Origin of the sequence: Halobellus salinus, assembly GCF_014646875.1 — an archaeon.
Taxonomy (GTDB): Archaea; Halobacteriota; Halobacteria; order Halobacteriales; family Haloferacaceae; genus Haloquadratum; species Haloquadratum salinum.
In genome coordinates this window covers 23,635-41,067 of sequence record NZ_BMOC01000016.1, presented here as the reverse complement: position 1 = coordinate 41,067, position 17,433 = coordinate 23,635, and the positions used below count along the sequence as shown (strand labels likewise).

The window sequence follows — 17,433 nt, the reverse complement described above, 5'->3', positions numbered from 1 at the left end:
TCTAGCCCTGGTTCGATTCGGTCGACACGTAGCGTACCTCGGGATCGAGGCGCGGCTGGTCGCTCGGCCGGACGGCGGGTCGGAACCGAAGGAGGCGCTTGTCGGGGCCCGGAAGCGAGCCCTTGATCAGCGCGTACGGTCCGTCGACCTCGCCGTAGCCGACGAAGCCGCCGTCGACTGTCGGTTCGCTCCCCGACCCGATGTCGAGAAGGCGCTTGTTCAGTTCAGTCCGCTGGTGGTAGCCCGTCTGGCCCTGCTGGGGGACGGTTGAGCGCACGCGCGAGGGGTTCCACGGACCGAGGTTGCCGATCCGGCGCCGCCACCCCTGGCGAGCGTGTTTGCCCTTCCGCTTCTGGACGCCCCACCGCTTGACGGGGCCCTGCGTTCCCTTCCCTTTGGTGACGCCCGCGGCGTCGAGGTACTCACCCGAACGGAAGACGTCGGAGAGCTCGTGCTCGCCGTCGTCACCGAGGAGTTCGAGTGCGAAGTCGACGCGCTCCTCGAGGGAGCCGCCGCCGACCCGCGTCTCCATAACGTCGGGGTCTTTCTTGGGGATGTTCCGCATCTCGGCGGGAACAGTATGGGTGATGAGGCGGACGTCGTCGACGTCGCCGGCCTCAACGGCCGAGCGGAGATCCTCTCTGTCCGACTCGAAGGTGTCGTCGTTGGGGAGGTCGAGGACGCGGTCGAGCGACTCGTCGAACTCCCCGCCCCACACTTCGGTCAGTGGCTTTGCACCGTACGGCGTGTCTTCGTAGGCTCGAAGGGCGACGGCGCGCATCGGCGGCGTCTCCACGACGGTCACCGGCACGGCCTCCTCCATCCCTTCGCGGGGGGAGTTGGCCTGGTCGTTGACCATCATCACCTGGGTCATTCCGGCCTTGTAGCCGGCGAACCCCTGGATAGCCGGGGCCCCGTCGTCGTCGGGCCACGACCGGATACGCGGGACCTCGCTGGCCGCGCGCTTCCGCGGGCTGAAACCCATCGAACCTTTTCGTGGTCTGCTTGGTTGTGGCATGTGATCACTCCGTGAGTGTCAGGGAAGCAAGCGTGGTGAACACCGCTTCCTCGGTACGCACCGTCTCGCTTCCCTGCCGCGGAATCGTATTCAGCCAGAGGTCGAACCCCGGATCGGCTCCGGGTTCGACCACCCCCTCAGCGTCGGCATCGACGCCGTCGCCGAGGATGGCCGGAAGCCCACGGCCGGGCGACCCGAACGCGACTGTCGCGCCATCCCGCTCGATACGGGCGGCGAGATTCGGCAGCCGCGTGGTGGTCAGCGTCTCGCCGTGGCGGGACGTCGCGATAGCGACACCCGTGTCGGCGCGGCCGAGTGCTTCCTCGAGGTCCATGCGGGACACGTCGAACCCCGGAACGGGTTCGTCGACGATCCGCGCACGGACCGGTTCTCGCGAAGAGATCCTGATGGCGACGCGTTGCCCCTCCCGCACCTCCACCGACGGAGGCGCACGGAGGGTGGTTGGGTGTTGCAGTTCGCAATTGACCCGGACGCGGCCGTCAGGTCCGACCTCGGTCACGATTCCCTGTGTTAACGACCCCGAACCGTTCGATTCGGAGCCGGTCGTAGACGGGACGCGGAGGGGCGGTAGGACGCCAACGTACTCGAGTTCGTCGCGTCGCCCCCAGACCGCCTTTCGGAGGTCCGGTGGCGTGGCGGCGTATTGCAGCACCGTTTCGACGAACTCGCCCCCCCAGCGCCGCTCGCCTTCCCGGTCGGGGAAGACGGCGAGGCGGTCCGCCCGGAACACCGTCGCCGCGCGGGCGACGTAGCCGAGTTTGCGAGTTGCCTCGCGTTTGTCCTCGGCTTCCCGGACGAGGGAGGACGGAACGAGCACGGTCAGCGTCATACCGATCCCTTCGGCGTCACGTCTAGACTGTACAACCGATACCGGAGGGGAACCTAAAAGAGTAGCGAAAGGTGGCTCGGGGTGTGAGGCCGTCACACGGCCGGATATGGTGGTTTCGCGGTGCGCGAGTCGTGACAACGACCCCCACGCTATCGGCTGGTTTCCCCCTGATCCGCAAGTCTTATTTATCGATCCCGACTTCTCCAAAGTGCAACAAGGCGCTGGTAGTGTAGTGGTATCACGTGACCTTGCCATGGTCACAACCTGGGTTCAAATCCCAGCCAGCGCAGTTCTGCTGCGAACGAAGTGAGCAGTGAGATCGCTCCAGGGATTTGAATCAGGGAGCGAAGCGAGCAGAGCGACCGTGGTTCAACATCCTAGCCAGCGCAGTTCTGCAGGCTTCTTCCTCCCGAATTCCGCCGTTTTCGCTGGGAGCAATACATGTACGTTACAGGTCACGAGGCGGGTTCCAAATCTGCACCCCGGAACAGGACAGCGATTAGCAAACGTGTCAGGGTCACTTCAACAGTACGTATAAAAAAGTCGGGGAGAGCTAGTCTAAACTCTAGTGTGAGGTGGAATCGGTGACTGACGACGAGAACCATATCGGCGCGGCCGTGCCCGTGACCGGCGAGTCAAGAGCATACCTAAACCCCCGACAACTCGTATCCTACCGCGAACACCGCCGCCAACTCGCCCAGTGGATGCAGAACCTCGGCAAAGACCCCGAGAAAGCAAACGGGTACGCCGAATCCACAGTGAAAACGCGGACGGCCCGGCTCGACAAGTTCTACCGCTGGGTCTGGAAACAGGAAGACGGCTACACCGAGGCTGTATCTACCTCGAACGCGGGCGCGTGGATGGAATTCCACGGAGGTGGGGCAGGAGCTGATCTTCACGAAAGGTTTGCTAACTGGTAGATACAGAGACCGTAGGTACTACCCTACTGATTTTTCCACTGGATCTCGCTGAGATTGGCCAATGTCCAACCCGACGACTCATACACATTTTTGAGTGCCGTCTCTTGGTTTTCCAGTTTCTCGTCAATCTTCTCTATCGGAGTAGGAGCGTCTTCCGGGGCCAGGTCCATAATGAATCCTCCGAATATAAACAACGCGCGTCTCGTACGCGACTGGCTTCGGGTCCTGTATGAGATTCTCCGTGTAGTAATAGACTCCCGCCAAGTTGTGGTCTATAGTTTTACAACCCAGTAACGCAAACAATCAGTGTGAACCTGCCGATCCGAGCGGCTGTCATTCAGCACAACCCCACCGTCGGCGACGTTTCCGGCAATCGTACGCAGATCCTCGACGGATACGCACAGGCTGCCAACGCAGGCGCCGACCTGGCTATCACCCCGGAGCTCGCGCTCCTCGGGTATCCCCCCCGTGACCTCCTCCACCGGCAAGCCGTCCTCGACGCTGAACAGGCCGCGCTTGAAGACCTTCGAAGCGCCACCGAGGACGGCCCTGCACTCATCGTCGGGCACACTGCCCCGTCGAATCGCGACAGTGGCCCGCCGTTGACGAACAGCGCGACCGTCTTCAGCGACGGCACGGCTGCCGGGACGTACGATAAACGCCTCCTCCCGACGTACGATGTCTTCGACGAGCATCGGTACTTCTCTCGGGGGAACAAACCACAGGCCGTCCTCGTGAACGGGACCACGATCGGAATCACGATCTGCGAGGACGCGTGGTTCGACCACGAAGTGACCGGCCAGCAACGCCACGCAACAGACCCGATCGAACCGTATGAGGGTGTTGATCTCCTGGTGAACCTGTCGGCAAGCCCCTACCGGATCAGCAAGCCCTCCTCACGCGTCGCCCGATTCGGAGCCCACGCCGAGCGAACCGGCGCGCCGGTAGTCTTCGCCAACCAGGTCGGTGGGAACGATGATATCATCTTCGACGGCACGTCAATAATACTCGACACCGACGGCTCCCGCCTCGCGTCCGCGCCGCTCGGCGAGTCACACGTCTTGATTGAGCCAACGGACGGAGACGCCACCGCCTTGGACATCCCGTCCAGGGCGGCCCAGCTCCGGCGGATGCTCGAACTCGGGATCCAGGACTACCTACGTAAGACCGGCTTTGAGGATGTCGTGATCGGCTTGTCGGGCGGAATCGACTCGTCGGTCACGGCCGCGCTCGCGGCTGAGGCAGTCGGTCCAAAACACGTCTACGGCATCACGCTCCCCAGCGCCATCACCGCCGATGCGAACCGCACAGATGCGGAACGCGTCGCGCGCAACCTGTCGATACGGTTCAGCGAAGAGGAGATCGAACGCCTCTCGCGTGCCGCGGTTGCGTCGATCAACAGCCTCACCGCGGGCGACGAGACGCAGAGCATCACCCGCGAAAACGTACAGGCCCGGATTCGCGGGCTGTTGTTGATGGGCGTCGCCAACGATATTGGAGCGCTCGTCTTAACCCCCGATAACAAAAGCGAGGCGGCGGTCGGCTACTGCACTTTGTACGGAGATGCGGTCGGTGCTATCGCACCGCTGGGAGACTGTACGAAACGCCGCGTGTACGCGCTTGCCGAGGAGTTCAACTCCGACCCGCCGACGTGGACCGATTCGCCACCAATACCGACCGCCGTCCTGGAGAAGGCACCGACGGCGGAGTTAGCCGAGGAACAGACCGACGCGGACGACATCCCCCCGTACGAGGTCGTTGATGCCGTGGTCAAGCGGTACGTCGGTGACAAACAGCCGTTACAACGGATCGTCACCGAAACCGACGCAACACAGGAGCAGGCTGAGACGGTCGTGCACCGCCTCACGCGGTCGGAGTTCAAACGCAAGCAAACGCCGCCGGCCCTCCGAGTCACGACGAAAGCGTTCGACAGCGGGTGGCGGTACCCGATTGCGGCGTCGTACGCCGAGATGTTCGGGACAAGTCCCCACGCGGATAATCGACAGTAGCGTCCCGTTTCGGCCGGGCGCCTCCCGCGGTTGTCACCGACCGATCGGCACATCGAGAGCATACATCGAACGTACAGACAGCGTCTTGGACGCTCGGGGCGTTCCAGATCGTGGTGTGTCAGCCGGACCAGCCGAGCCCACTCAGATGATCCCAGCGATGACGAGGAGGCCAATGAGGATGCCTTGTTTTGCCGCTGGCTGACTGTAGTTTCAGACGCTCTCACAGGAAGATTCCGTCAAGCTAACCAGGAATTGGACGCCGTCTGGCGATATGGGTTCGCTCAGACGGCTAGCGATGCTGTGTCGAGATCTTGCCAAACAGCACGTAGATGACCCTGACGTACCCGCCGCGCCGGACGGCGCGGACGGGTACGCCAAGTGGACACAGATCGCGTTGATTTTGTTCCGCGTTGAGTTGGAGAAGAGTCTTCGTGAAACTGAAGACTACCTCGACGAGATGCCTGGTATCCTCGCTGTATTTGATCTCGACGAGGCACCACACTACAGTTCGGTCTGCCGGTGGGAAGACGAGTATCGGATGCGTGAACTCCGCCGCCTGCTCCGCGCGTCGGCGGAGCAGGCGGGCTGGAGTGGTGAAGCCGCAGTCAATGCAAGTGGCTTCCAGCGTGATCAGACCAGCTATCACTACCGTGACCGTGCGAACTACTCGTTGCAGTCGATGAAGACAACGATCTTGATCGACGTGAACTCTCTAGCGATCAAAGACGTTCATTTCACGACACAGAAGGCGTGGGACGGCCACATCGGGATGCAGGTCTTCCGCCGGAACGCGGAAGACCTGCGTATATTGTCTGCTGACGCGAACTATTCGTGGGGCGAGCTTCGTGAGGAGTGTCGCTCCAACCCAACGCGACCACTGATCAAGCACAGGGAACAAACACCGTTGCAGAAGGCCCACAACGCCCGAATGAACGAGGATTACAACCAACGCTGGATGAGTGAGACGGGGTTCTCCCAGTTGAAGGAAGACGACGGCGAGAAGCTCCGCTCCGGGAGCTGGCACGGCCAGTTTCGGGAGCTGACTCGAAAGTGCATCGTCCATAACCTGACGCAGGCGGCGAGTTAGGCCTCGCCGCCTGCTCCCTTTCTCCGTACGTATCCGGGAAAGGCATCGCCGTCGTCACTGACACAACGGAGCAAGATACGATAGTTTTGACCCTTCGGCAACCGCTGTCAGTAACAGCCGCCGCATCTTCTGACTGCAAGATCGCGTCTCTGACAGCCAGAGACTACAACCAATCGACCCTCCCCCGTCGCTGTCTTGCGTTCAACAAGAGACGATAACAGCTACTCTCACGCTCAGCACGCGAGTCCTGCGGCCGTCACAGCCGCCGATCCGGCGAGAAGCGCCAGTGAGGCCATCCCGACGAACGCTCCACGGTAGACCGCAGCGCTGTGCGACGGGACCATCCGGTCGCCCGAAAGTCCCACCAGGGCGGCGACGACCACACCCAACCCGAGGCCGACGGCGAAGACCCGGGTGAGCGGAGCGTCGGCAGTGACCGCGAGGACTGCCGTCGGCGACCGTCTCGGCGTCCGTGCCGGTGCGCACAGGTGTATTGCTGCCACCGGGTGTGTGACCGCGCGGTGTCAGCTCATCCGTAGCCGTTACCGTCCCGAGAAAACGTTTTGCGACTCCGGGTCGGAACAGGGATGTGACAGTCGTCGCACTACTCAGCGTCGCACCCGTGACCGAGGGGAGTATGGCCGGGGAGGTCGCAAAGGCGGTCGACGCTCTGGAGGGCTTCGACGTGCGTTACGAGACGAACCCGATGGGGACCGTGATCGAGGCCGACGACGTCGGGACGGTGTTCGCGGCCGCCCACGCCGCCCACGAGGCGGTCGACGGCGACCGGGTGAGCACAGTGCTGAAGATCGACGACAAGCGCACCGTGGAGGGTCCGGCGGGGGAGAAGGTGGACGCAGTCGAAGACCACCTCGGCCGGCCCGCCCGCGGCGGGGAGTGAGCACTCGAGAGCCACGGCACCGGGGGCTCACCTCACTCCCGGCGGAGCGCCAAGGCCGCGGCCGCCGCGAGCGCCACCAGGGCGGCCACGACCCCGAAGCCGGGCGTGGTTGTCGGCGTCCGGACCGTCGGGATCTCGGTCGTCGTCGTGACCGGCGCTGACGTGGTGGTCTCCGTCGGCGTCGATGTCGTGGTCGTCGGTGTCGATGTGGACGTGATCACCGTGGTCTCCGCGGGCGTGTCCGTTGTCGGGGTCTGGATCACCGGCTGGACCGTCCCCTCGACAGATAGCTCCGAGGCCGGGCCGGTGTCGTCGACAATGACGTTGTACCGGTCGCCGGGGCTGGTGTCGTTGAACGACAGCGTCACCAGGAACTGGCCGTCGCCGTCGACGGTCGTCTCGGCGGTCTTCAGGAACGCGGGGCGGACGTTGTCGCCGCTCCGAACCCGCACTCTGATCTCGGTGCCGGGCGCGACCGTCGCCTCGCCGAAGACCTCCTGGCCGCTGACTTCGGTCACGTTGAACGGCTCCGACATCGAGAGTTCGGCTTCGGTGAGCGAGTGGGTGGTCTCGACGACCTCGTCGTCGCCGTCGGTCGTCAGGTCGAGGTCGTTCTCGTCGTCGCCGAAGATAGTGAACGACGCCCGGAGGTCGTCGTCGGTGCTGACCTGCCCGTAGTCGGTCTCGCCGGGGTCGATCGCCCCGTCGTCGTCATCGTCTTCGACCGCGCTTGGGCCGTCCGCGCCCGTGCGCGTTACCACGTAGTAGCTGTTGTTTTGGGAGTCGGCCACGACGCGGCTGTTCGACCCGTTCAGTCGCAGGAGCAGCGGGTTCTGATTGGGTCCGGGATTCTCCTGAGCCACCGCGAACTGCGCCGCAGGATCGCTCTCGGAGCCGTTCGCGAAGTCGTAGAACTCCGAGGTGACGGTGTCCTCGTTGCGGGCGTCGAGCGGCCCCTCGAGCCCGGACGCCTGGATCTCGTAGACGACGGTGTCGCCGACCGCGACCTCGTCGGTCCGGGTCAGCCACCCGCCGTCGCCCTCGCGGACGTCCCCGGCGGCGTCGAGGTCGCCGTAGCGGTTCTGCGGCGCGGTCCAGGTGCGGATCGCGGTGGTATCGCGCGGCTCCAACACCAGGAGGTCGACGTCGGTCTCCCGCCCCTCAGCCGACACCGACATGTCGTACGACTCCGCGTCGAGGAGGTTCGAGACCCCGATGGAGACGTCGCTGCTGACGACCTCGTCGTCGTCGCCGACGCTGAACACGTCGTTGTTGCTGCCGAGGTCACCCTCGCTGGCTGTCGACGCCGCGTAGGTGTTGAAGTAGACGGTGACCTCCCCGTCCTGGTCGTCGTCGCGGACGGTCACGTTCGACTCGAACCCGAGGTTCTCCCCGCCGATCGTCAGGGTTGCCTCGCGGGTGTTGGCCAGTTCGATCGGGATCGTCGCCACGTCACCCCGCGCTTCGGTGATGGTGCCACCGGGGAATGTGGCCTCGGTGTCGCCCGCCTCCCGGACGACGACGGTGTCTGACTCCACTGAGACGCCGGAGGTGGTGTCGGTCGCGCGGATCAGATACTCGCCGGTTTCGGCCGCCAGGGATTCGAGGTCGTAGCTGAACTCGTGTTCGCCCTGCCCGGAGAGGCTCACGATCCGGTCGTCGACCTCGTCGACGGGGTCGCCGTTCTCGTCGAGGAATTCGAGTCGAACGGGTCGGCCGCCGGACCGGGCCTCAACGGTCCCTTCGAGTGCCTGGAGGTTCGTGACGTTCCGGTCGTCGATGTTGACGGCGAGTCCGAGGCCTCGAACCGTGATGTCGGCCGTCCCCTCGCCGTCGATGTCGGCCTCGTAGTCGCCGGCGTTCCGGTCGGCGGTCGAGAAGACGAAGATCCGGCTGTTGGTGCCGGTGGATCCGTCGAAGAAGTAGTCGTCGGTATCACTCTCGGTACCCTCGACTACGACGCCTGTGTTCGACGCCGAGGCGACGATCGAGACGTTCGCGCCCTGGTAGGCCGTCACGTCCTCGTTGGCGGCCACGGAGGTCGGCGCGAACCGGACCGAGGTGTTGCCGGTGTCGCCGGAGACTAAGACGTTGCCGTCGGTGTCTTGGATCCCGCTATTCAATTGGAGGGTCATCGAGGAACTGTACGACTGATCGAGTACAATAACGGCACGGCCGCGCGCTTCGGAAATCGACCGGATCTCGCTTGAGGTAACTTGGACTTGGCCGCCGGTCAACTGACCCTCGCCCTCAACGTACAGCTCGAAGTTCGACCTGAAGTTCTCGACGTCCTCGGAGAACGCGACCTCAACGGCGGGTGTGTCGTCGGACTGGACGTACTGGATCGCGCTTTCGAGTTCGGGATCACCGGGTTGTCCCCCACCGACGAACTCGACTGTCAGCGGGTTCGTCACGGAGGCGCTCCCGCCGGGGTCGTTCGCGCTCGCGGTGACGTCGTACGTCTTGTCCTCCTGGTCTTCGGGGATTTCGGGGCTGGTCAGATTGACCGTCCCCACGAGATACACCGTCGACGCTCCGGTGTCGTCGACGATACTTAAACTGTTACCGCTCACGTCCGGCGTCGCGTTCAGCGTCGTTCCGGACGGGTCCGTGATTTCGAGGTCGGTGTCGGTAATCGTCGACCCCGACGGCCCGGACAACTCGAACGTGGTGTCCCCCGTGCTGAGGTTGGTGAAGGAGTAGTTGAACGCGTGCTGGTTCGTGGTCTGCTCGTCGGCCTTGTTCGGGCTGAACGACGAAACAGTGCTCGCAGTGAGCGCCGTATTCTCTATCGTGAACTGCTCCGTCTTTGACGCGTCATCCCCGTCGTTGTCGGTTCCATTGATCGTGATATCGCTCGTTGTATCCCTGTCGACGGGTGCGGAAGCGACGGTCAAAATACCGCTGACATACACGACATCGGTGGGGGGGTTGCTGCTGACGGACACCGTCTGGGTGGTACCACTCGTATCGTTCCTATCGAGTACGTTACCACTGGCGTCCAACATGGCTATGTCAGGATTCTTGATACTGAGGTCGCTCTGTGTCGAAATCGAAAGGTCAGTCGTCCCAGTAGTGTTGACTCCGGTGAACGAGTAGTTGATGGTGTATTTGTTGTCGGTGTTCTCGTCGACCGTTGTGGGAGAGAACGCGTTGACGTCAGAGACCGCAAAGTCGGCCTGTACGATGATCGTCTCGGTCAGCGTGCCGGTTCCGGTGCCGTCGTCGCCGGTGATATCGATGTCCGCATCGGTATTAGTGTCGACCGAAGGCGTCGTGATATCGACAGTGCCGTTGAGATACACCGTCGAGGTCGACGGACTGGCAGTGACTTCGATTCCGTCCGCGTTGCCGTTGACCGACGCCTGCTGCACCACGGCCCCGGAGGCGTTGGTCATACTGGCGGTTGTGCTCTCGACGGTGAAATCCGACGGCGTCGAAAGCTCGAGGGTCGTGGTGCCGGACGTGTCGACGTTGCTAAACGAGTAGTTGAACGAGAACGTCACTGTGCTATCCTCGCCGGGATCGGTCGGACTGATCGCCTCCTCAGCCGACACGTCGCCGTCGCTGATGCCGACAGTCGATCCGGTAAACGCGATGCTACCGGCGACGACCGAGAGAACGATCAGCGCTGCGAGCAACACCGCGTGAATCCGTGGAGTGAGGCGTGTCATAGTTGAGGGCGGGGAGTTCGGGTCGGCGGAAGGCGTCCGAGCGGGGGCGTGTCGGCCGCGGCGGAAGCCTACGGGAACGGGAGCGTCAGCCAGACCCGCGGGCACCCGCCACAGGGCGACCGCGACCCGACTGTCCAAGTAAATCGGACACAATACGGGGACATATGTTTTGTGTGGCTGCCAGTGTCTCACTTGCTCTCGACCGGGTGTACGCTGTTCACGGCCCGCGGTTGGGTTGGCACTCCCCGTGTGCGTCCGGCGTCGGACGGGGCTGGGGAACGTTGTCCACACTCACACACCTGCCGAAGCCACGCCGGAGCGACCGCGCCAGCACCGCCGGAGCGACCGCGCCAGCACCGCCGGAGCAGTGAGTCGGGACCGGCGACCGTCCGGACGCCAAAAACTATCTGAGTTGGTACGATACAGACACCCACAGCGCGACCATCACCCGCCGGTCGGGTGACACGGTTGCGGTCGACCGACTGGACACGACGGAATTGAACTGCGGCGGCAATCCCTGCGAACCCACACCACCGACCGCGCTCAGAAACCGTACCGAGCGGCGTACGGGCGGCAAAACGCCCGTCACGAGGGATGGGCACAACCGACGAACCGAAAGCACCGCGAGAGCGTTCCCCAACGTGACGCAGGACAGCAGGAGGAGCGCGCCGGTCGGTGGGGTCGGAGCCCCGGCCGCCGTTTCGGCGTCGGTGCCGACACCGACCAGACGGGGAGGCGACGCGACCGGTGATCCGGGAACGTCGCTGACCGTCCTCCTCGGTCCCCTATCGGCAGTCTTAGGCGGGTCGGGCGTCGGTACGTATCCGGTCCGCCGATTCCGGGACGTAGATGTTGGTCGAGATGGTCTCAGTCGCCGCCGGACTCACAGATTTCAACGACCCGGTCCAACTCGACAGCGACTCGTCGCCGTCGTAAAACTCGGCGACCACCTCAACATCCGTCGCTTCGCCCTCGTTGTGCACCGAGAAATCGAAGACAGCGAGGTCGCCGGCGACCGCTGCGATGTCCTGTGGCTGACCGGCCGCGTCGCGGCAGGTGGTATCGGCGACGGTGAGGTGGTCGGCGCTGTCGCCGATATATCGGAACAGACCATCGCTGATCTGTTCGTAGAGTTCGTACTCGGGGGTGCCCTCATCGAGTGTCACCCCCACAGGGTTCAGGTCCGCACGGAGGTCACTCGCAATCGTCATCCGGTTTGATGGGTTGGTCTTCAACCGTCGGTAATCCTCAACGAAGGCCGTCAACTGGCTGGGGAGCTCCCCGTCGAAATGCGCCTGCAACTCGCTGAGTTCCTCGTCGAAGTTGATCATCGGGGGTAACGCCGCCGAGACCTTCCCCTCAGGAACCCACGGCTTGCTGTTCCCCACCGGCTCCGGATCGGCCCGGGACGTGGACTCGGTTGACTGGTCGAAGTAGTTCAGCGAGTCGAGCAGGGCGGCGAAGCCGGCACTGACGACCGTGATGGTGATCACACCGGCGGTGAGCAGGTGCGACACCGGAGCGGACATCGTGAACTGGAACAGCGCGATGAACACACACGTAACGATCCCGATTACGAGCAGGAACGAGCCGAGGTTTGGGTCCGGTCCGGTGAGAAACTCGATCCCTCTGAGAAACGTGGGTTGCCCCGACGGTTCCTCCGGCTGTGAGCGTGGTTCGGGCTGAGTCACTGTGTCTCGGCGGCGGCCGGGGCGTTCGACTCCTGTGCGTCGATAGCCCGCCTGAGCACCTGTATCAGGTGCGAGACCCACAGGCCTGCGGTGAAGCCGAACAGTGTTCCGACGGTCGTGATCCTGATGCTGTCCTGAAACGGCGCGAACGCCGCGAGGACGCAGAGGCCTCCGAAGATTACCATCATAACATACTGGACCCGTGTCCCCCTGTTCGCGCGACGTATTTCGGCGATCATACACTGAGTTAACGTGGCCGTACACAATAAACTTACATATACTCACACCGCCGACGAATCACTGGACGTGCTACATATACTCACACCGCCGACGAATCACTGGACGTGCCCACGAGCCACGTCCCGGCGGTAAGGAGCAACGCCGCCGGGACGAGCGCGTATGTCGAAACCGTCGAAGCGTTCGGTAGTATCGCCGGCACGAAAAGCACCGACCCAACGAGGATGAGCGCGATGCCAACGAGCACGCGGGTGTTGTCGAATAGTGTCATACCTCCGGATTCACGCCGGAGAATATGGATGTTCCGTTTCGCCGTGTGCAAAGGCCGGTATTAAATCGCTACCCACACACGGGAACATATGAACGCTGCCATCGTCACCGTGGGCAACGAACTGCTCGCAGGCGACATCGAAAACACGAACGCGACGTGGCTGGCTGCGGCACTGGCCGACCGTGGCGTCAACGTAGCGCGGGTCATTGTCGTCCCGGACGACGAACCGGTCGTCGCAGCACGGATCAGGGCGTGGGCCGCGGAGTTCGACGCCGTGCTCGTGACCGGCGGGCTCGGCGGGACGCCCGACGACGTGACGATGCCCGCTGTCGCCGCGGGGCTCGATCGGGAGTTGATCGTTGACCCCCTCGCCGAGACGGAGGTCGGAGAGAAGATCGACCGGATCTACGAGGAGAACCCCGATCTCGGCTTCGAGCTCCGTCCGGAGTGGTACGCGTCGATGCCCGCGAACGCGACGCCGATCCCGAACTCCGAAGGGCTCGCGCCGGGGTGTGTGGCCGACAACGTCTACGTCCTCCCGGGGATCCCCGAGGAGATGAAAGCCGTCTTCGACAACGTCGCCGGCGACTTCGCGGGCGACGTGGTCACTCGGACAGTGTACTCGCCGGAGCCCGAAGGCGCGCTGGCGTCGCCGCTGGGGGAACTCACCGAGCGGTTCGAGGTTCGCGTCGGCAGCTACCCGAACCAGCGTGCCGACCGGACGCGGATCACGGTCACCGGCGGCGGCAACGCCACGGTGTCCGAGGCGGTGTCGTGGCTCCGCGAACGGGCGGAGATTTCGCTTGAATCGGCGTCGGAGAGCGCCGCGGACAACGACACTCGAAACCCGGCCGAATCCGGTTGACCCCGGCTACCTGGGGTTCGGCAGGTCAGCTGCATCACCGATGGATAGCGACGGGATCGCCCCCCGCGATTGGATGACGTTGAACGCCGTGACGAGGTCCGACCGCGAGATCAGCCCGACGATCTCGCCCGTCTCGTCGACCACCGGGAGCCGGCCGACCTTCTTTTCCTGCATCTGCTGGAGCGCGGTCATGGCGTCGGCGTCGGGAGTGACGGTGCTCAGTTCCGCGGACATAACGTCCTCAACGCGGTAAGCGTCGCGTTCAACCTCTTTGATCGACCGGGCGTCGTCGAGTGTCACCACCCCGACCAGCCGGCCGTTCTGCATCACCGGATATCCGGTGTGGCGGTCGGTTAACATCCGGTCTAAGAGCTCCGCGATGCTGGTGTCGGTGCGGACGGTGTCGAGGTCCCCCCGGCGGGTCATGACGTCCCGGACGGTCACGCCCTCGAAAGCGGCCTTCATGACGGTCTGTTGGGCCTCCGAGGAGGCGCCAATGTAGATGAAAAAGGCCAAGGCGATGAGAAAGAGGTTGGTGAAGAGGCCGAAGATCCCGAGCAAGAAGGCGAAGACCTTCCCGACCTCCGCGGCGATCTTAGTCGCCTGCGCGTGCGGGCGAGTCCGGGCCAAGAGCGCTCTGAGGACCCGTCCTCCGTCCATCGGGAACCCCGGAAGCATATTGAACACCGCGAGGACGACATTCGTCAACGCGAGGTAACCGACGACGAACTTGATCGGGTCAAGCGTCGTCGGCAGCACCAGAAATCCGAGGTACGCGATCACCCCCAACGCGAGGCTGACGACCGGCCCTGCGACGGCGATGGTGAACTCCTGTCTCCAGTTTTCGGGCAGCTCGGTAAAGCGCGCCACGCCACCGAACAGCCAAAGCGTGATCGACTCGATCCCGTAGCCGTACCGCATCGCCACCACCGAGTGGCCGAATTCGTGGAGCAGCACACACAAGAAGAGCCCGATCGCCGCCGCCGATCCGAGCACCCACCGCACCGACCCCGACGTGAGCACCTCCGGGTCGATACCCGACCCGAACAGGCCGTTGACGACGCCGGCCAGCGACGCGATGTCGCTGCCGATCAGCCACGCGAAGAGCGGTAGCACAAGCAGGAACGTGAGATCGAGCCTGATCGGGATTCCGAACGCGCTGCCGATGCGGATGCCGCGCATACTCTGACGTAATTAACGCCGGAACTTAACTCCAGCCACGCGCAACGGTATCAGCCGGTCTGCCCCGGGGACCGTCCCAAGCGTCGTCGCGCGTTCGGACCCTGAGGTATATGCTCGATAACGGGACCACACCGCCCGTGACCTGACATCCGCCCCGCGCCGGGCAGCGGTTGCTCGGCACACCGGCGCGGGCACGGCGGTGTGCCGACTGTTCGCTACTCCCGACACACCCGGAGACGAATCGCTGAAATACCTCGTCCCCATACCGGATAGCGTGTCCAAACAGGTCGGTCGCGTCGACACGCTCTTTCTCCACGAGACCGGCGACGACTTCCTCGTGGTCGTCCGCCGGGATGGCGAGCGCGTCCTCCGCGGACGGCTGGTTCTGAAGCAGACCGACGCAGGCCCGCGTCCCGGAAAGTTCCGGCTCACGCGCGGGTCGACCGAAGACCCTCGGGACCCCGACCAGTTCGTCGAGATCGCGAGGCGGGCCTCCCGGATCCGCATCTCCGAGCAGACGTCGAAGCGGCGCCGCAACGAGTTGCGCGAGATGCTCGACGGCTACCAACTCGAGGCGCTCGTGGTCCGAACCTGCCGGTACTGCGCGTCGGACGGGCGATACTCCCCGATCACAGCGGAGACCGCGATCGCGACTGACCGCGAGCACATCTGCCCCGACTGCGCAAAACGGGAGTTAGAGCGCGAACTCGACCTCTCGGCGTCGGGTCGGCTGACCGGTGCGGCCCAAGATCGGCTCGAGGACCTCCTCCTCGAAACCCAGGACCTCGACCGCGTCACGAACCTGCTTGCTGGCGGGCTCGACCCGGACCTCACCAAGTTCGACACCGTCAGCGCCACCACTGACGAGGTCGATCCCGTGGAGACGGCGGCGCTGGATCTGCACCCTGAGCTTCAGCGCCGGACCGAGGACCGATTCGAGACGCTGCTACCGGTCCAGTCGCTCGCGGTCGACAACGGGCTGTTCGAGGAGCGCGACCAACTGGTCGTGAGCGCGACCGCGACGGGCAAGACCCTCGTCGGCGAGCTCGCGGGGGTCGACCGGGCGCTGAAAGGGGAGGGGAAACTGCTCTTTTTAGTCCCGTTGGTCGCGCTCGCGAACCAGAAACACGAGGATTTCGAGGAGCGCTACGGCGACGTCCTCGACGTGACCATCCGCGTCGGCGCCTCCCGGATCAACGACGATGGGAACCGCTTCGACCCAAGCGCTGACGTCGTGGTCGGGACCTACGAGGGAATCGACCACGCGCTCCGGACCGGCAAGGAACTCGGCGACATCGGAGCCGTGGTGATCGACGAGATCCACACTCTGAAAGAGGAAGACCGCGGCCACCGGCTCGACGGACTCATCAGCCGGCTGAAATACTACTGCGAGGAGCGGTCGAAGGAGCGAAGCGGCTACGACGGCGCGCAGTACGTCTACCTCTCGGCCACCGTCGGGAACCCCGAGTCGCTCGCCGAACGGCTCCGCGCGACGCTGATCGAGTTCGAGGAGCGACCGGTTCCGATCGAGCGGCACGTCACCTTCGCCGACGGCCGGGAGAAGCCCGACATCATCAACAAGCTGGTCAGACGCGAGTTCGATTCCGAATCGTCGAAGGGGTATCGCGGCCAGACCATCGTCTTCACCAACTCCCGCCGGCGGTGTCACCAAATCTCCCGGAAGCTGGAGTACGACGCCGCGCCGTACCACGCCGGCCTTGATTACGGCCAGCGGAAGCGCGTTGAGCGGCAGTTCGGCAACCAGGACCTCGCGGCGGTAGTCACGACTGCCGCGCTCGCGGCCGGCGTTGACTTCCCCGCCTCGCAGGTGCTCTTCGACTCGCTGGCGATGGGCATCGAGTGGCTGTCGGTCCAGGAGTTCGAGCAGATGCTCGGGCGGGCCGGCCGGCCGGACTACCACGACAAAGGGGCCGTCTACCTGCTCGTCGAACCCGACTGCAGCTACCACAACTCGATGGAGATGACCGAAGACGAGGTGGCGTTCACGCTCCTGAAAGGCGATATGGAGGACGTCGCGACCCGGTACGACGAGACCGCCGCCGCCGAGGAGACCCTCGCAAACGTCGTCGTCGCCGGCAAGCACGCAAAGCGGCTCAACGACCGGATGGTTGGTGACGTGCCCACAAAACACGCGGTCGGGAAACTGCTCCAGTGGGAGTTCATCGACGGCTTCGCACCCACGCCGTTGGGCGATGCGGTCTGCCGACACTTCCTCTCGCCGAGCGACGCGTTCCGGATCCTCGACTGCATCCGGTCGGGGACCGCCCCTCACGATCTGGTGGCGGAGATGGAACTACAGGACGCGTTCTGACCCGGCGACTGGCATCGATCCACGGCCTCTGGCGCCGGGGCGCCGGGGCGCCGGGGCGCCTTCCCGTGGCTGGACGGGAGTTGCCCGACCAGCGTGTCGGGACGCGGTGGTGGTTCCGACCACTGGGGGCGCCCCGACTCGGTTGTGGGGTCGCCGGTCGAACGAAATGTTTTACTCGCTGACCGATCGATAGCCTGGTGTGGGACCGTGGGTTAGCCTGGTATACTTCGGGCCTTGGGTGCCCGTGACCCCGGTTCGAATCCGGGCGGTCCCACTCTTGATCGAGGAACCGATGTGACGAGCCAAGAGTGGCACCCATCCGGATCCAGATCCGGATCCGGATCAGGGAGCGACGCGAACGGAGTAAGCGGAGCGACCGTGGTTCGAATCCGGGCG

15 protein-coding genes and 2 tRNA genes are annotated in these 17,433 nt (G+C 64.2%); 8 read left to right on the top strand and 9 right to left on the bottom strand.

What is annotated here, in order from left to right:
• Position 1: 1 nt before the first annotated feature.
• Together IEX72_RS12010 and IEX72_RS12005 are read right to left on the bottom strand one after the other, a co-directional pair.
• Positions 2-1,018 carry a 50S ribosomal protein L3 gene (locus tag IEX72_RS12010; protein ID WP_188787668.1) on the bottom strand — a complete coding sequence of 339 codons (1,017 nt, stop codon included), beginning with the start codon at positions 1,016-1,018 and terminating at the stop codon, positions 2-4.
• 4 nt (positions 1,019-1,022) lie between these two features.
• Complete coding sequence (locus IEX72_RS12005) at positions 1,023-1,868, bottom strand: putative RNA uridine N3 methyltransferase (RefSeq protein ID WP_188787667.1); 846 nt, start codon at positions 1,866-1,868, stop codon at positions 1,023-1,025.
• Between the two features lie 218 nt (positions 1,869-2,086).
• Here IEX72_RS12005 and IEX72_RS12000 point away from each other — a divergent pair.
• Positions 2,087-2,157 (top strand) — tRNA-Gly (locus IEX72_RS12000).
• A gap of 295 nt (positions 2,158-2,452) precedes the next feature.
• A complete protein-coding gene (locus tag IEX72_RS11995) occupies positions 2,453-2,788 on the top strand; it encodes a PX domain-containing protein (RefSeq protein WP_188787666.1) in 336 nt (111 codons plus the stop codon).
• Between the two features lie 23 nt (positions 2,789-2,811).
• Here the strand turns inward: IEX72_RS11995 and IEX72_RS11990 are convergent, their stop codons facing one another.
• The gene (locus IEX72_RS11990; RefSeq protein WP_188787665.1) at positions 2,812-2,958 is read right to left on the bottom strand and encodes a hypothetical protein; all 147 of its coding nucleotides are present in this window, start codon (positions 2,956-2,958) and stop codon (positions 2,812-2,814) included.
• Between the two features lie 138 nt (positions 2,959-3,096).
• Here IEX72_RS11990 and IEX72_RS11985 point away from each other — a divergent pair, with 138 nt between their 5' ends.
• Together IEX72_RS11985 and IEX72_RS11980 are read left to right on the top strand one after the other, a co-directional pair.
• Entirely contained in the window at positions 3,097-4,797 is a 1,701-nt protein-coding gene (locus IEX72_RS11985) for an NAD+ synthase (protein ID WP_188787664.1), read from the top strand.
• A gap of 271 nt (positions 4,798-5,068) precedes the next feature.
• Positions 5,069-5,884 carry an IS5 family transposase gene (locus IEX72_RS11980; RefSeq protein ID WP_188787663.1) on the top strand — a complete coding sequence of 272 codons (816 nt, stop codon included), beginning with the start codon at positions 5,069-5,071 and terminating at the stop codon, positions 5,882-5,884.
• A gap of 233 nt (positions 5,885-6,117) precedes the next feature.
• Here the strand turns inward: IEX72_RS11980 and IEX72_RS11975 are convergent, their stop codons facing one another.
• Positions 6,118-6,387 carry a hypothetical protein gene (locus tag IEX72_RS11975; RefSeq protein ID WP_188787662.1) on the bottom strand — a complete coding sequence of 90 codons (270 nt, stop codon included), beginning with the start codon at positions 6,385-6,387 and terminating at the stop codon, positions 6,118-6,120.
• Positions 6,388-6,473: 86 nt separating this feature from the next.
• Between IEX72_RS11975 and IEX72_RS11970 the strand changes: the two genes are divergently transcribed.
• Positions 6,474-6,785, top strand: coding sequence for a thiamine-binding protein (locus IEX72_RS11970; protein ID WP_188787661.1), 312 nt, complete (start codon positions 6,474-6,476; stop codon positions 6,783-6,785).
• A 32-nt stretch (positions 6,786-6,817) separates the two neighbouring features.
• Here IEX72_RS11970 and IEX72_RS11965 read toward each other — a convergent pair whose 3' ends face one another.
• The 4 genes from IEX72_RS11965 to IEX72_RS11950 form a co-directional block, all read right to left on the bottom strand.
• Entirely contained in the window at positions 6,818-10,459 is a 3,642-nt protein-coding gene (locus tag IEX72_RS11965) for a DUF7827 domain-containing protein (protein WP_188787730.1), read from the bottom strand.
• 797 nt (positions 10,460-11,256) lie between these two features.
• Complete coding sequence (locus IEX72_RS15250; protein WP_229663825.1) at positions 11,257-12,150, bottom strand: hypothetical protein; 894 nt, start codon at positions 12,148-12,150, stop codon at positions 11,257-11,259.
• Positions 12,147-12,389 (bottom strand): hypothetical protein, encoded by a 243-nt coding sequence (locus IEX72_RS11955; RefSeq protein WP_188787660.1) that lies wholly within the window; start codon positions 12,387-12,389, stop codon positions 12,147-12,149. Before IEX72_RS11955 ends, IEX72_RS15250 begins: the two co-directional genes overlap by 4 nt.
• 80 nt (positions 12,390-12,469) lie before the next feature.
• The gene (locus tag IEX72_RS11950; RefSeq protein WP_188787659.1) at positions 12,470-12,658 is read right to left on the bottom strand and encodes a hypothetical protein; all 189 of its coding nucleotides are present in this window, start codon (positions 12,656-12,658) and stop codon (positions 12,470-12,472) included.
• A gap of 88 nt (positions 12,659-12,746) precedes the next feature.
• Here IEX72_RS11950 and IEX72_RS11945 point away from each other — a divergent pair, with 88 nt between their 5' ends.
• Positions 12,747-13,523 (top strand): competence/damage-inducible protein A, encoded by a 777-nt coding sequence (locus IEX72_RS11945; protein ID WP_188787658.1) that lies wholly within the window; start codon positions 12,747-12,749, stop codon positions 13,521-13,523.
• A gap of 6 nt (positions 13,524-13,529) precedes the next feature.
• On the opposite strand, the gene IEX72_RS11940 is transcribed toward IEX72_RS11945, so the two are convergent.
• A complete protein-coding gene (locus tag IEX72_RS11940) occupies positions 13,530-14,705 on the bottom strand; it encodes a CBS domain-containing protein (protein ID WP_188787656.1) in 1,176 nt (391 codons plus the stop codon).
• Positions 14,706-14,979: 274 nt separating this feature from the next.
• Here IEX72_RS11940 and IEX72_RS11935 point away from each other — a divergent pair, with 274 nt between their 5' ends.
• On the top strand, positions 14,980-17,037 hold the full coding sequence (locus tag IEX72_RS11935) for a DEAD/DEAH box helicase (RefSeq protein ID WP_188787654.1): 2,058 nt from the start codon (positions 14,980-14,982) through the stop codon (positions 17,035-17,037).
• A 201-nt stretch (positions 17,038-17,238) separates the two neighbouring features.
• A tRNA-Pro gene (locus tag IEX72_RS11930) sits at positions 17,239-17,311 on the top strand.
• The last annotated feature ends 122 nt before the right edge of the window (positions 17,312-17,433 follow it).